Raw genomic sequence first — 16,100 nt, forward strand, 5'->3', positions numbered from 1 at the left:
CATGAAGTATCTCTCGCTGGTATGGGCGCAGTTGTTCCGCAGCAAGACCCGCACCTTGCTGACCTTGCTCTCGGTGGTCGCGGCGTTTTTATTGTTCGGCATGCTCGATTCGGTGCGCGTGGCCTTTACCTCCGGCGGCAGCGTCAGCGGCGTGGACCGGCTGGTGGTGGCATCGCGCTTGTCGATCACCCAATCGCTGCCGATCAATCTGGAAAACCAGATCCGCAGCGTGCCGGGCGTGCGCGATGTGACCTCGGCAATGTGGTTCGGCGGCATCTACCGCGACCCGAAGAACTTTTTCCCGAATTTTTCGGTGGCGCCCAATTTCTTCGATGTGTACAGCGAATACCAGTTGCCCAAGGACCAGCTCAAGGCGTTCCAGACCACACGCACCGGCGCGGTGGTCGGCGAAAGCCTGGCCAAGGAAAATGGCTGGAAGATCGGCGACACCATTCCGCTGCAGGCCACCATCTTTCCGCGCGGCGGCAGCAACGACTGGCCGCTGCAACTGGTCGGCATCTTCCGCATGAAAGACCGCACCGTGGCCGCCAACCAGGAACGCCAGTTGATGATGAACTGGAAGTACTTCGACGAGTCCAACGACTACATCAAAAGCAGGGTGAGTTGGTACACGGTGACGCTGCGCAACGCCGACCAGGCATCGCGCGTGGCGCAGGCCATCGATGCGTTGTCGGCCAACTCCGACCATGAAACCAAGTCGCAGACCGAATCGGCATTTCAGCAAGCCTTCGTCAAGCAGTTTGCCGATATCGGCTTGATCGTCACCTCGATCATGGCCGCGGTGTTTTTCACCTTGCTGCTGCTGACCGGCAACACCATGGCACAGGCCGTGCGCGAGCGGATTCCGGAGCTGGCCACGCTCAAGACGCTGGGCTTTCAGGACCGTACCGTGCTGAGCCTGGTGATGGTGGAGTCGATGTTGCTGATCGGCCTGGGCGGGCTGATCGGCATGGGGCTGGCGGCGCTGGTGATCCCGGCGGTTGCAGCGCGCAGCGGCGGCCTGATGCCGACCCAGACCGTGCCGCTGCAGACCTGGCTTGTCGCGGTCGGGCTGATGGCCGGCATCGGCATCGTGGTGGGTGTGCTGCCGGCATTACGCGCGCAGCGCTTGAAGATCGTCGATGCACTCGCCGGCCGCTGACAGGAGCATGCACATGCAACGCAAATGGAAAGATCGTGGGGTCAACGCGCTGTCGGTCGTGCTGCTGGCAATCGGGCTGGCGGCCTGGATCGCACTGCCGTGGATGGTGCTGCTGCCGATCGGTGGATTGCTGGCGGTGTGGCTGGTGGCCACACGCAGCGGCAGGCTCTCGCTGGCGGCCGCACGCATCGGCATCGCCACGCTGCCGCAGCGCTGGGGGTCCAGCTCGGTGATCGTGGTCGGCATTGCCGGCGTGGTCGGCGTGCTGGTGGCGATGCTGGCAATGGGCCAGGGCTTTCAGGCCACGCTCAACAGCACCGGCGACGACACCACCGCGATCGTCCTGCGCGGCGGTTCGCAGGCGGAGACCAACTCGGTGATCACCCGCGACCTGGTGCCGCTGATCGGCAGCCTGCCCGGCATTGCGGCCGATGCCAATGGCCGCCCGATGCTGTCGCCGGAATTGTCGCAAGTGGTGAACATCGCCTCCCGCGCCGACGGCACCGACGTCAACGCACAACTGCGTGGCGTGGGCGAACAGGCCTGGGCCGTGCATGACAAGGTCAAGATCGTGCAGGGCCGCCGCTTCAACACCGGCCTGCGCGAAATGGTGGTGGGCAAGGGCGCGTTGAACCAGTTCCGCGGACTGGAGCTGGGCAAGACCCTCACGCTTGGCAGCCAGCAGTGGACGGTGGTGGGCGTGTTCGCCTCCGGCGATGCGCACGATTCGGAGTTGTGGACCGACGCGCAGACGCTGGCCACCACCTACAACCGCAGTGCCTATCAGTCGATCAGCGTGCGCACCAACGGCAAGGCAGGCTTCAGCGCGTTCAAGACCGCCATGGCCGCCGATCCGCGGCTCAAGCTGGATGTGGAAACCACCCGCGCCTACTACGGCAAACAGGGCGGCGGCCTGAACAAGCTGATCAACATCCTGGGCACGGTGATCGGGGCGATCATGGCAGTGGGCGCGGTATTCGGCGCGCTCAACACCATGTATGCGGCGGTGGCCACGCGCGCGCGCGAGATCGCCACCATGCGTGCGATCGGCTTTCGCGGCACGCCGGTGATCATGGCGCTGATGCTGGAAACCATGCTGCTGGCATTGCTGGGCGGGCTGCTGGGCGGCGCGATCGCCTGGGCGGTGTTCAACGGCTACACCGTCTCCACGCTGGGCAGCAACTTCAGCCAGGTGGTCTTCCAGTTCAAGGTCTCGCCGGAGCTGCTCTGGAGCGGGCTGAAGTGGGCGCTGGGCATCGGCCTGGTGGGCGGACTGTTTCCCGCGCTGCGTGCGGCGCGTCTGCCGATTACCACGGCGCTGCGTGAGGTGTAGGCGGGCCTTGGCCCGCCGGGGATCGGCAATGGTGACAGCCGCGGCAAAGCGCACGGCGGCGGCTGAACGTATTGCAGGCTGTCATGGTTCTGTCACCGCAGTGCGGTAGATGCGCCAGCCGGGCAGGCCGTAGCCTGCTCGGCCGTTTGCTCCATCGATCGATCGCCATGACGCGCCTGCTTCTGCTGGTCTGCGCCTGCCTGTGGCTGGCCGGCTGCTCCTCTTCTTCGACCTCGCTCAGCGAGCGCCTGGTTGCGCCCGGTGGTACCTCGCCGCTGCTGGACGAAGAACGCATTGCCGCCACCATCGCCACGGTGCCCAATCGCAGCGGGCATGTGGTGACGCGCGATGGCGTGCCGATCTTCTGGCGCGCGATCGACCCCGGCCAGTACGCCATGCACTATCGCTACATGGGGCAGCGCAGCGACCCGGCGCATGCGCTGGATGTGGATTTCAGTTTCAAGGCACCGACTGCCAAACCGCCGGCGCCGCGCGGCACCGTGGTGCTGCTGCACGGCTGGATGATGGATGGCGACTCGCTGCTGCCCTGGTCGCTGCAGCTTGCGCAGGCCGGCTACCGCGTGGTCACCATCGATCTGCGCAACCATGGTCATTCCGGCGGCGGGCCGTCCGGCTACGGCACGCGCGAGTCCGACGACGTCATCGATGTGCTCGACGCCCTGCAACCACGCGGCGAAATCCGCGGGCCGCTGTATCTGTTCGGCATTTCCTACGGCGCGGCCACCGCGCTGTTTACGGCCGACAAACTCGGCCCGCGCGTGACCGGCGTGGTGGCGATGGAATCCTTCGCCAATGCCGGGCGCGGCATCCGCGACATGGTGCCGCACCTGCTCGCCAGCCAGCCGCACGGGTGGCGTGGGCGGGCGGTGGCGGCGTATGCACGCTGGCGCTATGCCGACCAGAATATCGACGCGGTGATTGCAGCGGCCGACACCCAGCTCAAGCTGGACCTGGACCGTGTCGATGTCGCGCACGCCCTGGCCGACACGCGCAGCTGCGTGCTGCTGTTGCACGGCGATGCCGATCAACACATTCCGGTGGCGCACGGCCGTGCACTGGCCCTGGCCAGTGCGCGTGCGCATTACCTCGAACTGCCGGGCGAAAACCATTTGAGCCTGCCGCTACGGCTGGACGTGCTCGGCGGGCCGATCGACCAATGGCTGGCACAGGTGCACCAAGACCCCAGCCATTGCCCTGCACCGCAGGCGCTGCCCGCGTCCACGCTGGCCGTAACCAACCCCCTGGCGATGCCGCAGAGTTGAGCACGGCAATCGCGCACGCTGACGCGAAGCAATCGCACTGATGAATGCCACACGCACAGCGTGCAGGGTGGCGCTGACTTAGCGCGTCAGCACCGGCTGCCGCGACCGCACCACGCTGTCGCCGACAAATAACAGCAAACCCACCCAGATCGCGGCAAAGCCCATCGCGCGCCCCTGATCGAACGGCTCGTGGAAGAACCACACGCCCAGCAGCAACTGCAGGCTCGGCGCGATGTATTGCAGGATGCCCACCAACGACAGCGGAATGCGCCGCACACCGTAGGCGAAACCGATCAACGGCAGCGCCGTCACCACGCCACCGAAGATCAGCATCGCGTCGGTCCGCAGGCTCCAGCCGCTCAGGAACGCGCCGCCGTGGCCCTGCTCGCCCCACGCCGCCAGCAGCAACGCCGGCACGAACAGGTACACGCTTTCCACGCCCAGCCCGGCCACCGGATCCACCGCCACCAATTTGCGCAGCAGCCCGTAAATACCGAAGGACACCGCCAGCCCCAACGCAATCCACGGCGGCGCGCCGGCATCGATGGTCAGCCACAGCACGCCCGCTGCCGCGCAGGCCACCGCCACCCACTGGATGCGGCGCAGGCGCTCTTTCAACACCAGCACGCCCAGCAAGACGCTCAGCAGCGGGTTGATGAAGTATCCCAGGCTGGCCTCGATCACATGCCCGGCGTTGATCGCCCAGATGTACAGGCCCCAATTGAACGCGATCGCCACGCTGCTGCCGGCCAGCATGCGCAGCGCGCGGGGCTGCGCCGCGATGCTGCGCCACCAACGCAGGCCCGAGCTCGCCAGCAGCCAGGCCACCACCAGCACCGTGCTCCACACGATGCGGTGGGCGATGATCTGCAGCGACGGCACCGCCTTGAGCAGATGCCAGTACACCGGCACCAGCCCCCACAGCACGAAGGTGGAGGCGGTGATCAACAACCCGCGGCGTGCTTCCTGCGACGACACCGCGCTCATCGCCGCGCCTTGGCGAAGGTGACCACCAGCACGCCGGCCAGAATCACCGCCATCGCACCGATGTCCTGCGCGCTGAAGCGCTCATGGCCCAACCAGGCACCCAGGCTGACCGCAATCACCGGGTTGACGTAGGCGTAGCTACCGGCGAGCGCAGGACGCACGTGATGCAGCAGCCACACGTAGGCGGTAAACGCCACGATCGAGCCGAACACGCACAGGTACGCCACCGCCAGCAGTCCTTGCGGGCTCGGCCACACCTGCGGGCGCTCGCCGATCAGCAGGCCGGTACTGACCAGCAGCACGCCGCCGCACACCATCTGCCCGGCAGCGGTCATGAACGGCGAAGGCAGATCGCGCCCGCGCGACCACACCGACCCGAATGCCCAGCCGATCGGTGCGATCAGCAGCAACACCAGGCCAACCGGCGTCGCGGTCAGGCTGCTGCCGGCGTTGAGCCACACCACGCCCACAAAGCCAATCACGATGCCCAGCCATTCGCCGCCGCTGGCATGCTGCCCGCGCAATGCGCCGAACAAGGCCATCCACAACGGCACCGACGCCACCGCCGTGGCGGCCAGCCCGGACGACACGCTGCGCTCGGCCAGCACCACCATGCCGTTGCCGAGCAGCAGCAACGCCGCACCCATCAGCGCCACGTTCTTCCACTGCGCGCGCGTTGGCGCCGCCACACCGCGCCAGCGCAGCACACTGTAGAGCACGCTACCGGCGACGATGAAACGTGCGCCGGACACCATCGTCAGCGGCTGCGCGCCACCTTCCAGCGCAAAGCGGATCGCCAGATAGGTCGAGCCCCACACCACGTAGACCAGCAACAAGGCGAGAACGACTAACCCGCTGCGCGCAGGCGCGGCAGCATCGTGAGAGGAAGACATCGGAACAGTGCCAGGCAGTGCAGCGGAACCTTCGATTCTAGAGCACATGCCAAAGCCCACGCCGCACCTCGGTCGCGCTATGGTGCACTTCCCACCGCATCCGAGCGTGCAGATGCAGCACCCTCTTCGCTGGCTGGCCCTGGCCGCCTTGTTCGCAACGTCCGCCACGGCATCGGCGCGTGCCCCCGAGCCGTGGGAACTCAGCGGCCGCAAGCTGATCGACGCCGGACTGGACGGATCGCTTGCGCCAGAAATCACCGCGCCGGAGCAACGCGAGTTCAAGGTGCTTGTTTCGGCCAGCCGCGCCGGTGCGTATCTGCTCGGCGTCGCCAGCGCCAGCTATCGCACCGGCTGGTGCATGCCGGCGGGCAGCACCGGCTCGCCCGATCTGCAGGCGGTCATCGCCGATATCGGCGCGCTGCCCGATACACGCCAGGACCAAGCCGCACCTGACTTGATCGTTCAGGTGCTGGCAAAGCGCTATCCGTGCAGCGGCGGCGACAAGAGCACGCGTGCCGGCGGCGGCAACTCACCCAACGCCGCCAAGCCGTAGGCACGCCTATGCGCAGTCGTTCAATGCGATGGCATTGATCACAACGCCAGCCTGTGCACCGAGCAACGACAAACGTCCCGAGCGGCCGTCTGATGAGATTGGACGGCGCGCGGGATCCGCACACGCACAAGCAAATGCAGGCCACCGGGCAGCGGCTGCGTTCGCTTGGCGTCGCGCTCAGTCATCCGATGCGCATGGACAGCGTGCAGGACCCCGAATGTACGAGCGCACAGGCCGCATCGAATCCAGCTGCGCCCGTCTGGCGATCAACGCAGTCGTCTTGGTCGCTGCGCTTGGCCTCTCTCGAGGGCACGGCGCCCTCTCGCTCCTGCGCGCTTACTTGCGCACCGCATCGCTCTTGGCACGGATCGCCTTGAATTCCGAGCCATCCTGCCAGCTCGGCCACTGCCGGCCATTGGCCAGCGCCACGCCCACGTCGTACACCAGCGTGGTATCGGCGGCATGGCCGCTGGCATCCCATTGCGGGGTCCAGCGATCGCACGGCTGGTGGTAGCAATCGGCGAAATACTTTTCGCGCAGTGCCTTGCCTGCCGCGACGCCGCCGTCGAGCATGTCCAGGCCGGGGCCGGCGGTGATCGCCGGCACACCCATGCGCGCGAACGCGAAATGATCGGCGCGGTAGAAGAAGCCTGCTTCCAGATTCGGATCCGGCGAATAGCTGCGACCACGCGCCTTGGCGGCGGTTTCCAGATCGCCTTCCAGCGACACCCGCCCACGTCCCCACGAGGCGATGTCGCGGGTCGGGCCATCGGGGCTGAACATTTCCATGTTGAGCACGGCCACGGTCTTGTCCAACGGCGCCAGCGGATGCGCGGCGTAGTAATTGGCGCCGAGCAGGCCCTTTTCTTCGGCAGTCAACGCAATGAAGTACAACGTGCGCTGCGGCTTGGGGCCGGCTGCGAACACGCGCGCCAGTTCCAGCACGCTGGCCACGCCGGTGGCGTTGTCCACGGCGCCGCGTCGAATCGTATCGCCACCGGCATCGGCCTTGCCGATCCCGAATGCATCCCAGTGCGCGGAGAAAATCACCGTCTCATCCGGATGCCGGCTGCCGGTGAGTTTGGCCACCACGTTATGCGTCACCACACGCTCGCGCTTGAGCTTGAAATTCACCGACAACGCCGCATCGCCCAGTGCCACGGGCGCGAAGTCGCGCTGCTGCGCACGCGCCTTGGCCTGTTCGAAATCCAGGCCGGCCTGCTTGAACAACGACACCGCCAATGCACGCTGCATCCAGCCGCGCACCGGCACGTGCTGCGCGCGGGCATCGGCATCGCTGCGCTCGATGTCGAACAACGGCGACATGCCCGAGCTCTGCACGGTGGCCCAGCCATACGCCGCCGGCGCCGTCTCGTGCACGATCAATACCCCGGCCGCACCGCGCCGCGCCACCTCTTCGTACTTGTAGGTCCATCGGCCGTAATAGGTCACGGCCTTGCCGTCGAATGCGCCCGGCTGCGGCGATTCGAAATCGGCATCGTTGATCAGCACCACCGCAATCTTGCCGCGCAGGTCCACGCCCTTGTAGTCGTCCCATTGGCGCTCCGGCGCACTGATGCCGTAGCCGACGAAGACCAGTGGCGCGTTCTTCAACGCGACCGCCTGCTGCGGACGCAGGCTTTGCAGGGTCACATCGTTGCCATTGACCAGCGCCTGGGTCTTGCCCCCGACGCGCAGGCTTGCGCGCACCGGGCCATCCACCTGCGCGCGCACCAGCGGCACGGCCTGGGTCCAGCTGCCCTGCTCGCCGCCTGGCTCCAGGCCAGCCGCCTTGAATTGCTCCACCAGGTAATCGACCGTGCGCTGCTCACCGGCGCTGGCCGGCGCGCGCCCTTCGAATTCGTCCGACGCCAGCAAGCGCACGTGACGCGACAATGCCTCGGCATCGATGCCACCGCCCGGCAGATCGTTGGCGGCCTGCGCCACACCTCCTACAAACAGGCAGGCAGACAACAGCAGGATGCGCATCGGATTCACGGTGAGGCCTTGCAACGGTAGATGACACATAGTTTACAAGCGTGCGACCAACACGGAGCGCAATGACACGAGAATGCAGTCGATCGCATGCATGGCCAAGCGCGGATGATCTCCGGTGTGGCTGCAAGGCGCTTGCGCGTGCGCCATCAAGATGGTCGATGTGCACTGCTTTCAACAACACCACCAGCCAACGTTCTGGTGCGGTGTCCTCACCGATTGCGGGCCCGTTGGCGGCATGGATGCCGCCGTCGAGCCCCATGGACGGGTTCACGGCGTATCCCGCGAGCGGTGAGGGCACCGCGCACCCGACTGATCCGGCCTTAGCGGCACCAGAACGACCCGACCACGCACTATAGCGTTCGAGAGGGTGTGTCACCCCTCAACCAGCGCTAACGCATGCGCGCTGCACGATCCAGCCAACAGCCCAGCCCTTGCGCGTTGAGCTCGATGTCCGTTGCCAGCAGTTGCTCCACGGCGGCATCGTCCAACCGACATCCATGTTGGCGTGCGCGTTCCAGATACAGTTCGGTCAATGCCGCCACCATGCAGCGATGCCGGTCCGGACGCTGCGCGCAGCCCAGCGCAATGTCGGTCATCGCATGAATCTGCTCGCCCAGCGCCCGCGCCAACGGTTCTGGCGAGGTGACACGGCCGTAATGGGTCAGATACATCGCCTCTGGTGCGGCGTCCATCAGGCGCGCGATCGACTGCAGCATGGCCTCGGGTTCGAATTGCACCGGCGAGGACGTCGGCACGATGAAAGCGCCACGCGCACTGTCCAACTGGCGATACGACAGGCCGAAGGTGTCGCCGGTGAACCAGCTGCGGCTGCGCGCATCCCACACGCACAGATGATGGCGCGCATGTCCAGGCGTCTCGACGGTGCGCAGCGCGCGCTTGCCCAGCATCACGGTATGACCCTCGCCGGCCGCGACCACACGCTCGGCCGGCACCGGCTCGATAACGCCGTAATGGCGCGCCATGTCCGCCTCGCCATACACCGCGGTGGCGCCGGCAATCAACCGCGCAGGGTCGATCAGGTGCGGTGCACCGCGCGGATGCACCAGCACCTGCGCATTGGGCAAATGCCGCAACAAGGCTCCTGCACCGCCAGCATGATCCAGATGCACATGGGTCAGGATCAACCACTCCACCTGCGCTGGCGCCAAGCCGGCCGCCTGCACCGCGGCCAGCATCTGCGGGACCGACAGCGAGGTACCGCAATCGATCAAGGCGGCCTGCTGCGCTTGGACCACCAGATACGCCGCATCGAATTGCACGCCGCCAAAGCCGGTATCGATGGTGTGGATGTTGAACTCGGCTGTCGCTGTCATTCGCACCCCGCGGCGGCTGTCGGAACTGCAGTGTAGGCCCAAGCCTGGCGTCGCGGTCGCGCATGTCGTCACAGGCACGACCTACGCAACCACAACAACCCACCTCGACGCCTGTTGCGCCGCGCAGCTCACGCCTCGCGCAAGGCATCCATCGCGGCAACAATCACGTCGGCATCCACCTGCGCATGCACGCCCGGCAGCTGCAGATCGCTGGCTTGGGTAGCCTGCTTCAACCGTGCGATCACCTGTCCGGCATCGCGTGGCGAAGCGAAGCCATCGCTCTGCAGCAGCAATGCACCCGCGCCATCGTTCAACTTGAAATAGAACTGCCCATCGCTTTCACGATATTGCTTGAACACCGGCAGTGCGACCTTTTCGCTGGACTGCACCGCCGCGGTGGCGGCCTGGCTGGACAGATCGCGCAAGCCCACCGCATCGCGCAACTCGGCCAGCAGGGGAGTGGCATAGCGCGCGCGCAGACGTGCACCACCGGCGCGCAGGATCGCTTCAATCTTGGCTGGCTCTGCCATCAACGCCTCGTAGCGCATACGCAGCGGCGCAATTTCTTGATCGATCCGCTCGAACAACTGCTGCTTGGCATCACCCCAGCCGATGCCGTCGGCAAACGCCTGCGCAAAGGCGGCAGATTCCTGCGGTGTGGCAAACGCCTGGTACAGCTGAAACAACGCCGACCCCTGCGTGTCCTTGGCTTCGCCCGGCGCGCGCGAATCGGTCAGGATGGAAAACACCAGCTTGCGCAATTCCTCGCGCGGTGCAAACAGTGGAATGGTGTTGCTATAGCTCTTGCTCATCTTGCGGCCATCCAGGCCTGGCAAGGTGGACACCTGCTCGTCGATCACCGCTTCGGGCAAGGTGAAAAAGTCGCGCCCGTAGACATGATTGAAACGCTGCGCGAAATCGCGCGCCATTTCGATGTGCTGGATCTGGTCGCGTCCCACCGGCACCTTGTGCGCATTGAAAATCAGGATATCGGCCGCCATCAGCACCGGATACATGAACAAGCCTGCGGTGACGCCGGCATCCTCGTCCTCGCCATCGGCGCGGTTCTTGTCCACCGCCGCCTTGTAGGCATGCGCGCGATTGAGGATGCCCTTGCCGGCCACGCAGGTCAGCAACCACATCAACTCGGTGGTCTCGGGCACATCGGACTGCCGGTAGAACCACACCTTGTCCGGGTCCAGGCCGCAGGCCAGCCAGGTGGCGGCGATTTCCAGTGTCGAACGCTGCGTACGCGCCGGGTCCTGCGCCTTGATCAGGCTGTGCAGATCGGCCAGGAAATAGAAGCTCTCCGTATCGGCACCTGCACTGGCCTGGATGGCCGGGCGGATTGCACCGACATAATTGCCCAGGTGCGGGGTGCCGGAGGTGGTGATGCCAGTAAGGACACGGGTGGTCATCTACGTCATGCCAGGGTGGGGTAGCCCCCAAGTTTAGCGGTTCCGCACTTTTGCCACCGCCGCAGGCGCCGGGGAGTTGGCTCCGCGCTCGAACGCAGAACGGGCCGCACCAGGCGGCCCGTCGTCTGCAAGCTGCTCGCCTCAACCGGCGGCAGACCCGCGCACCCTCAGGTGTCGTCGCGCAACGACTTTTCGAACGCGCGCACTTCGGTCTGGGCGCGATCGCGGTCCCAGCCATAGCGCTCCTGGAGCTTGCCCTGCAGATATTCGGCATTGCCTTCGGCAACCTTGAAATCGTCGTCGGTAAGATCGCCCCACTTCGCCTGGGCCTTGCCCTTCAACTGGGTCCACTTGCCGGAAATGATGTCACTGTTCATGCGATGACTCCGCTGATGCGGTCGCGATTGACCGTGGCGCCAGCCTGCCCACGCGGGCGTTGGTCCGGGATCAAAAGGTGTCAAACCGCCGATCACCGCACTGAACCGTTGCCTACTCCCGCCGCTGGTCGCACTGCATGTTGCATGCGTCGACGGAGGCCGCCTTGTACGTAAAGCACGCACAAAAAACGGGCCTTGCGGCCCGTTTTTTTGCATGCGGCGTCGGATTACTTACGCGCTGCGTCTTCCACCTTCTCGCCAGCGCCCTGCACGTCCTTGCCGGCGCCTGCGACGGTGTTGCAACCCGCCAGCATTCCCACCGACAACATCGACAGCACCAGCAGCACAATTGCACGCTTCATAACACACTCCTCAGGGGTAAAGCGGCGCGTTGCCGCAGATCGATCAATTCAACAGGGCCACGCGATGTGACGGATCAGCACTTACCGTCGCTGCATTTTTCGGCCGTTTTCTCGACCTTGTCGCCCGCACCCTGCATGTCCTTGCCGGCGCCGGCCACGGTGTTGCAGCCCGTCATCACGCCGGCCGAAAACAGGCCCAGCACCATCAGTGTCAGCAGTCGCTTCATCGCTTGTCCTCGTTCTATCACGGTGCCAGCGCACCTGGCTTGGCGCCAAATCTGACTGCGCGGCCGTGGATTTGATGTGAACGCGTCCCGGTGCGCTCGGTCCGGATCAATCCCGCATCAGCGTCGACTTGCCGAACAGGCTCTCGACCAGATCCACCGCCAGTTCGGCGGTCGCATTGCGGTTGTCCAGCACCGGGTTGAGTTCGACGATATCCAACGAGCCCATGCGCCCGGTGTCGGCAATCATTTCCATCACCAGTTGCGCCTCGCGGTAGTTGGGGCCACCGGGCACCGTGGTGCCCACGCCCGGCGCGATGCTGGGGTCGAGGAAGTCCACATCGAAACTCACGTGCAGGTGGGTATCGGCGCTCATGCCCTGCAACGCCGCTTCCATGGTGCGCTTCATACCGGCTTCGTCGATGTAGCGCATGTCGTACACATCGATGCGGTGCTGCTTGATCAGCCGCTTTTCCTCCGGGTCCACCGAGCGGATGCCGATCTGCCGCACCTGCTCGGGCAACAACGCCGGCGCACTGCCGCCCAGGTGGGTCAGCGACTCGGGCCCCAGCCCGCACAGGCAGGCCACCGGCATGCCGTGCACGTTGCCCGAAGGAGTCACCTCGCTGGTGTTGAAATCCGAATGCGCATCCAGCCACAGCACCCGCAACGGCCTGCCCTGCTCGCGGCAGTACTTGGCCACCGCCGTGATCGAGCCGATGCCCAGGCAATGGTCGCCACCGAGCATGATCGGCATGCGCCCGGCACGCAGTTCGGCGTAGCTGGCGTCCATCAGCGCCTGGTTCCACGCCACCACTTCGTCCAGATGCCGGTAGCCGGCCTGCGGCGCCTGCCAGGGATTGCGCGGACCATCCAGATTGCCCAGATCGCGCACCTCCACGCCGCGGCCGACCAGCGCCTCCTGCAGGCCGGCGATGCGTAGCGCCTCCGGCCCCATGCGCGCGCCGCGGTGGCCCGCGCCGATGTCGGTGGGAACGCCAATCAAGGAAACCGGCACGTACTGCGTTGCCATGCATTGCTCCAGTATCGATAAAGCCGTGCAGTCTAGTTGCCCGCCCGCACAGTGACGCGCGGCAGCGCAGCACGCATGTCGCCCGTACTGAACAGTGCGAGCAAACGCGAGGTTTAGATCTGCCTCGTCGCGCCGCTATCGTGACGTACCAAGGCACTTTGTGGCGCACCGGACTTTGCCGATTCTGCCTGTCTGACCGCCCAGTTAAGCACCACGGGCGAGCGTGACAGCCTGCTCGGATCCGGGTGGTATGGTGCGCCGCCCGGCGCGGCACACCACGCACGTACGCGCCCGGGCCATCACGCAACAGGGGGATTTTCATGCCGCACAACGCCGTCAACCAGGTCGTCAAGGCTGCCGTAGGCGAAGTCCCGCGGGCGTTGCATTTCTACGATCTGCAGCGCATCGGTCACGAGTTTGCGCAGACCATCGAACGTGAGCCGGGCATCCGCCTGTTGATGCTTTCCACGGCCGACGGGCGCGCCATCACCGAGCGTTCCAGCCTGGACGTGGACAGTCGCCGGCTTGCCGCGATGGCCAATTCGTTCCTGACCCTGGGCGAGACCCTGGCGCGCGAATCCAGCCTGAAAGAGGCCGATTACGCCACCGTCAGCACGCGTGCCGGGCAGCTGGTGCTGATCCGCATCCGCGCCGACAAGCCGCTGACGCTCACCGCAGTGGGCAGTGGCGACATCAATGCCGCTGCGCTGTTGTTCAATGCGCGCGATTGCGCCGGCCGCCTCGCCACCGTGTTGACCCCGCCGCAAGGCTGAGCACCTGGCACTGTTCGTGCATGCCGCAAGGCACCCATTCCTCATCGTTTCCAAGGACCACACGTGTCAAAACTCAATCTGGAACACCTGCATTCGCTGGCCGGCTTCGTCGGCGCGGCGCTGGTCGATAGCGACAGCGGCATGGCGCTGGGCATGACCGGCGGTGCCGAGCTCAACCTGGAATTGGCGGCGGCCGGCAACACCGAAGTGGTGCGCGCCAAGCGCCGCATCGCCGAACAGCTCGGCCTGAACGACACCATCGAAGACATCCTGATCACGCTTGCACGCCAGTACCACCTGCTGCGCCCGCTGGAAAGCAACAGCACGCTGTTCCTGTACGTGGTGCTGGACCGTGCCAAGGCCAACCTGGCCATGGCCCGTCACGAGCTCAAGGCGTTCGAAAAGACCCTCGATTTCGGTTGATGCCGACAGCGCGGTGCCAGCGCATCGCCTGATCCAGCCTGCCGGTGCAGACCGGCAGGCATCTCGTAATCCAATGCGCCGCTACGGCGCCAGCTCATGACCACACCCATCAACGCCATGCGGGTCGCCACGGCCGGCCTGGACCTGCTGCACACCACACGCCTGAAACTGGCGTGCTCGCTGCTGCTCGCCGACCGCATCGACGTGCAGTTGGGCCAATGGCCGCAGCACGCGGCCGATGTGGTGGTACTGGGCCTGGACAGCGCCGATGGCTTGGCCGCCTGGCAGGCATTGCAGGGTCAACCGGTGCGGGTGCTGGTGGTGTCGCGCACGCCCGTGGCTGGCGCTTGGATCAAGCACGGCGCCACCGTGCGCGAACTCAACGAACACATGCGCCTGCTGTTGTCCTCGCCGCACGCTACCCCGGTCGCGGAGCCGGCATTGCTGCTGCGGCACTGCCGTGGCGAATTCGGTGCCGGCGCAGCGACGCTGCAGCATGCGCAGTTGCAGGTGCGTGTGGACCCGGGCAATGGCTGCGTGCAGTTGCCCGCTGGCGTGGCGCTGGCGCAGGTCATCGCCGCGCTGGACCGCTCGGGCTGGCACGTCGTGCCCGACCTTGCCGCGACCGCGTTGCCCCAACGCATTTCCTTCGAAGCGCTGTTTTTCGCCCTGCCCGAGCATCTGCGCCAGGCGCTGCCGGCAGTGGAACCCGGCCATGCGCTGCAATTGCGCCAGTGGCCGGAGTTGACTGCAGAGACCAGCTCGCCAGCCCAGTTGCTGGCCATCGCCCACCTGCATGCACGCCCCTGGCGCCCACAGGCGCTGGCCAATGCTTGCAAGCTGCCGCTGCAAACGGTGGAATGCCTGTTCGCCGCTGCACTTGCCAGCGGCCTTGCCCAGACTGCGGAGATTCCCGTGCCTGCAACGCAGCGCCGCCCAGATGGCGGCAACACGCGGTTCTTTTCCTGGGTCGCACGTCGGTTCGGCCTTTCCCTCTTCCAGGCGCAGTCATGAGTCTTCCAGCCAACAAGCTGGTGTTCGTCGGCGGCATGGGCGCCGGCAAGACCACCGCAGTGCGCTCCATCTCCGATGTGGAGCCGGTCAGCACCGAAATGCCGCTCAGCCAGGACGCCTACGGCGACAAGACCTACACCACCGTCGCGCTGGACTACAGCTCGATCGAGCTGGAAGACGGCGAGCTGCTGCATGTCTACGGTGTGCCAGGTCAGAAATACCTGGATTTCATGTGGCCGCTGGTGTGCGACGGTGCGCTGGGTGTGATCGTGCTGACCAACGCACGCGACCCGCAGATGCTCACAGCCACGCTGGAGTTGTTGCGCGAGTTTTCGCAGATCGCACCCGAGGCCAGCCTGGCGGTGGGCATCACCATGACCGATGAAGTCGAGGATTTCCTGGTGCCGCCCTTTCGCGAGGCCTTGGTGGCCGAAGGCTTCCGCGTACCGGTCATGCGCGTGGATGCGCGCTCGGCCACCCAGATCACCTTCCTGGTGAAGTCGCTGCTGTCCTATCGCTACACCTCGGCGACCAGCTGATCGAAAGCGCGCCTGGCGCCGGCGCCGGGTACGGCCAGCAAGACAAGGAATCTGGTCACGACGGTGCCTGAGCGGGCGTCACGCGGGGGATGCCGCCTCTAGGGTGGCGGCGACGCGTCCGTCTTCCTTGAAGCCAAAAACACGACTCAGTCGCGAGACGCGTGTGCAGTGTGTCTGACTTGTTCAGTATGGCCCGCAGCCAGAAGCCAGGATATCGGGACATTTCCGACATCGCGCAGGACATACCGGCGATAAGTCTTTGGCAATATCCGCCACAGCGCACGTCAACTCATTCTGTTTCCTCCCGTCGCGCGCCGCCGGGCGCGTCACCGCAACGCTGTCGCTGCATCGTCGCGTATGCCATGTGCTCCTGCGGCTGAGTTTTGCCAGGCGC

Annotated in this window: 17 protein-coding genes; 8 read left to right on the top strand and 9 right to left on the bottom strand. The window is 65.7% G+C overall.

Going from position 1 to position 16,100, the window contains the following annotated elements:
• Position 1: 1 nt before the first annotated feature.
• The 3 genes from ACDH77_RS18735 to ACDH77_RS18745 all read left to right on the top strand — a co-directional run bounded on the left by ACDH77_RS18735 (position 2) and on the right by ACDH77_RS18745 (position 3,778).
• The gene (locus ACDH77_RS18735) at positions 2–1,162 is read left to right on the top strand and encodes an ABC transporter permease (RefSeq protein ID WP_031424668.1); all 1,161 of its coding nucleotides are present in this window, start codon (positions 2–4) and stop codon (positions 1,160–1,162) included.
• A 7-nt stretch (positions 1,163–1,169) separates the two neighbouring features.
• Positions 1,170–2,495 (top strand): ABC transporter permease, encoded by a 1,326-nt coding sequence (locus ACDH77_RS18740; protein WP_008574770.1) that lies wholly within the window; start codon positions 1,170–1,172, stop codon positions 2,493–2,495.
• A gap of 167 nt (positions 2,496–2,662) precedes the next feature.
• The gene (locus tag ACDH77_RS18745) at positions 2,663–3,778 is read left to right on the top strand and encodes an alpha/beta hydrolase family protein (protein ID WP_372353591.1); all 1,116 of its coding nucleotides are present in this window, start codon (positions 2,663–2,665) and stop codon (positions 3,776–3,778) included.
• A 78-nt stretch (positions 3,779–3,856) separates the two neighbouring features.
• Here the strand turns inward: ACDH77_RS18745 and rarD are convergent, their stop codons facing one another.
• Entirely contained in the window at positions 3,857–4,765 is a 909-nt protein-coding gene (rarD, locus tag ACDH77_RS18750) for an EamA family transporter RarD (protein WP_109290482.1), read from the bottom strand.
• Positions 4,762–5,706: a drug/metabolite exporter YedA gene (gene yedA / locus ACDH77_RS18755; RefSeq protein ID WP_031424669.1), complete on the bottom strand. Its 945-nt coding sequence runs from the start codon at positions 5,704–5,706 to the stop codon at positions 4,762–4,764. Before yedA ends, rarD begins: the two co-directional genes overlap by 4 nt.
• Before the next feature lie 31 nt (positions 5,707–5,737).
• Here yedA and ACDH77_RS18760 point away from each other — a divergent pair, with 31 nt between their 5' ends.
• Positions 5,738–6,211 (top strand): Rap1a/Tai family immunity protein, encoded by a 474-nt coding sequence (locus ACDH77_RS18760; RefSeq protein WP_031424670.1) that lies wholly within the window; start codon positions 5,738–5,740, stop codon positions 6,209–6,211.
• Positions 6,212–6,547: 336 nt separating this feature from the next.
• On the opposite strand, the gene ACDH77_RS18765 is transcribed toward ACDH77_RS18760, so the two are convergent.
• The 7 genes from ACDH77_RS18765 to rocF form a co-directional block, all read right to left on the bottom strand.
• On the bottom strand, positions 6,548–8,200 hold the full coding sequence (locus ACDH77_RS18765) for a M28 family metallopeptidase (protein ID WP_405054824.1): 1,653 nt from the start codon (positions 8,198–8,200) through the stop codon (positions 6,548–6,550).
• Between the two features lie 398 nt (positions 8,201–8,598).
• Positions 8,599–9,543 (bottom strand): MBL fold metallo-hydrolase, encoded by a 945-nt coding sequence (locus tag ACDH77_RS18770; RefSeq protein WP_008576427.1) that lies wholly within the window; start codon positions 9,541–9,543, stop codon positions 8,599–8,601.
• Positions 9,544–9,671: 128 nt separating this feature from the next.
• Complete coding sequence (locus ACDH77_RS18775) at positions 9,672–10,961, bottom strand: tryptophan--tRNA ligase (protein ID WP_031424672.1); 1,290 nt, start codon at positions 10,959–10,961, stop codon at positions 9,672–9,674.
• Positions 10,962–11,128: 167 nt separating this feature from the next.
• Entirely contained in the window at positions 11,129–11,338 is a 210-nt protein-coding gene (locus ACDH77_RS18780) for a CsbD family protein (RefSeq protein ID WP_003486601.1), read from the bottom strand.
• Positions 11,339–11,565: 227 nt separating this feature from the next.
• Positions 11,566–11,700, bottom strand: coding sequence for an entericidin A/B family lipoprotein (locus ACDH77_RS18785; RefSeq protein WP_005914328.1), 135 nt, complete (start codon positions 11,698–11,700; stop codon positions 11,566–11,568).
• Positions 11,701–11,774: 74 nt separating this feature from the next.
• The gene (locus tag ACDH77_RS18790) at positions 11,775–11,927 is read right to left on the bottom strand and encodes an entericidin A/B family lipoprotein (RefSeq protein ID WP_011348912.1); all 153 of its coding nucleotides are present in this window, start codon (positions 11,925–11,927) and stop codon (positions 11,775–11,777) included.
• Positions 11,928–12,033: 106 nt separating this feature from the next.
• Positions 12,034–12,957: an arginase gene (gene rocF / locus ACDH77_RS18795; RefSeq protein ID WP_008576436.1), complete on the bottom strand. Its 924-nt coding sequence runs from the start codon at positions 12,955–12,957 to the stop codon at positions 12,034–12,036.
• Between the two features lie 320 nt (positions 12,958–13,277).
• On the opposite strand from rocF, the gene ACDH77_RS18800 reads away from it, so the two are divergent.
• From ACDH77_RS18800 to ACDH77_RS18815, 4 genes are all read left to right on the top strand, one after another.
• The gene (locus ACDH77_RS18800) at positions 13,278–13,730 is read left to right on the top strand and encodes a roadblock/LC7 domain-containing protein (protein WP_008576438.1); all 453 of its coding nucleotides are present in this window, start codon (positions 13,278–13,280) and stop codon (positions 13,728–13,730) included.
• A 63-nt stretch (positions 13,731–13,793) separates the two neighbouring features.
• Positions 13,794–14,153 (top strand): hypothetical protein, encoded by a 360-nt coding sequence (locus ACDH77_RS18805; RefSeq protein ID WP_003486613.1) that lies wholly within the window; start codon positions 13,794–13,796, stop codon positions 14,151–14,153.
• A 96-nt stretch (positions 14,154–14,249) separates the two neighbouring features.
• Positions 14,250–15,167 carry a hypothetical protein gene (locus ACDH77_RS18810; protein ID WP_008576439.1) on the top strand — a complete coding sequence of 306 codons (918 nt, stop codon included), beginning with the start codon at positions 14,250–14,252 and terminating at the stop codon, positions 15,165–15,167.
• Entirely contained in the window at positions 15,164–15,706 is a 543-nt protein-coding gene (locus ACDH77_RS18815) for a GTP-binding protein (protein WP_003486615.1), read from the top strand. The genes ACDH77_RS18810 and ACDH77_RS18815 overlap by 4 nt, the downstream gene beginning before the upstream one ends.
• Positions 15,707–16,100 lie beyond the last annotated feature (394 nt).

This window comes from Xanthomonas axonopodis pv. maculifoliigardeniae (assembly GCF_041519315.1).
In the GTDB taxonomy this organism is placed as follows: Bacteria; Pseudomonadota; Gammaproteobacteria; order Xanthomonadales; family Xanthomonadaceae; genus Xanthomonas; species Xanthomonas euvesicatoria.

Excerpts from the sequence above, each read along its gene's own strand:
- ACDH77_RS18735 (WP_031424668.1), top strand. The coding sequence starts at position 2 with ATGAAGTATCTCTCGCTGGTATGGGCGCAGTTGTTCCGCAGCAAGACC.
- ACDH77_RS18740 (WP_008574770.1), top strand. The coding sequence starts at position 1,170 with ATGCACATGCAACGCAAATGGAAAGATCGTGGGGTCAACGCGCTGTCG.
- ACDH77_RS18745 (WP_372353591.1), top strand. The coding sequence starts at position 2,663 with ATGACGCGCCTGCTTCTGCTGGTCTGCGCCTGCCTGTGGCTGGCCGGC.
- rarD (WP_109290482.1), bottom strand. The coding sequence starts at position 4,765 with ATGAGCGCGGTGTCGTCGCAGGAAGCACGCCGCGGGTTGTTGATCACC.
- yedA (WP_031424669.1), bottom strand. The coding sequence starts at position 5,706 with ATGTGCTCTAGAATCGAAGGTTCCGCTGCACTGCCTGGCACTGTTCCG.
- ACDH77_RS18760 (WP_031424670.1), top strand. The coding sequence starts at position 5,738 with ATGGTGCACTTCCCACCGCATCCGAGCGTGCAGATGCAGCACCCTCTT.
- ACDH77_RS18765 (WP_405054824.1), bottom strand. The coding sequence starts at position 8,200 with ATGCGCATCCTGCTGTTGTCTGCCTGCCTGTTTGTAGGAGGTGTGGCG.
- ACDH77_RS18770 (WP_008576427.1), bottom strand. The coding sequence starts at position 9,543 with ATGACAGCGACAGCCGAGTTCAACATCCACACCATCGATACCGGCTTT.
- ACDH77_RS18775 (WP_031424672.1), bottom strand. The coding sequence starts at position 10,961 with ATGACCACCCGTGTCCTTACTGGCATCACCACCTCCGGCACCCCGCAC.
- ACDH77_RS18780 (WP_003486601.1), bottom strand. The coding sequence starts at position 11,338 with ATGAACAGTGACATCATTTCCGGCAAGTGGACCCAGTTGAAGGGCAAG.
- ACDH77_RS18785 (WP_005914328.1), bottom strand. The coding sequence starts at position 11,700 with ATGAAGCGTGCAATTGTGCTGCTGGTGCTGTCGATGTTGTCGGTGGGA.
- ACDH77_RS18790 (WP_011348912.1), bottom strand. The coding sequence starts at position 11,927 with ATGAAGCGACTGCTGACACTGATGGTGCTGGGCCTGTTTTCGGCCGGC.
- rocF (WP_008576436.1), bottom strand. The coding sequence starts at position 12,957 with ATGGCAACGCAGTACGTGCCGGTTTCCTTGATTGGCGTTCCCACCGAC.
- ACDH77_RS18800 (WP_008576438.1), top strand. The coding sequence starts at position 13,278 with ATGCCGCACAACGCCGTCAACCAGGTCGTCAAGGCTGCCGTAGGCGAA.
- ACDH77_RS18810 (WP_008576439.1), top strand. The coding sequence starts at position 14,250 with ATGACCACACCCATCAACGCCATGCGGGTCGCCACGGCCGGCCTGGAC.
- ACDH77_RS18815 (WP_003486615.1), top strand. The coding sequence starts at position 15,164 with ATGAGTCTTCCAGCCAACAAGCTGGTGTTCGTCGGCGGCATGGGCGCC.